1 protein-coding gene is annotated in these 298 nt (G+C 46.6%); it reads left to right on the forward strand.

The window, feature by feature from the left end; translation table 11 throughout:
- Positions 1-298: hypothetical protein (locus KJY78_RS04680; protein ID WP_214337458.1), on the forward strand; the 298-nt coding region annotated here is incomplete at both ends.

The following is a 298-nucleotide window of genomic DNA, read 5'->3' on the forward strand; positions in this document are numbered from 1 at the left end:
TGGGTATTTCACCACCGTGGTTGAGAGCATCCCCGCAGGCGGTAGTCTAGTGTTCACCGTAACCGGTCAGGCTGGGCTGCAGTCAAAACCACAGAATACGGATAGGATTCTAACGGGTGCTTCTGTTACTCCTCCTGTGCAGGGTGTTAATACGATGACTGTGGTGAATGCTAAAACAGATAACAACTATCATGGTACTTCGTTTAGTGTTAAAGAAGAGAACGCGACTGTTACAGGAGTGTTTAATCTTACCGAGAGTGAGGAGAATCTTTCTGCTGAGGTTACTGTTTCTGGAACA

The organism is Canibacter zhuwentaonis (assembly GCF_018531145.1).
In the GTDB taxonomy this organism is placed as follows: Bacteria; Actinomycetota; Actinomycetes; order Actinomycetales; family Microbacteriaceae; genus Canibacter; species Canibacter zhuwentaonis.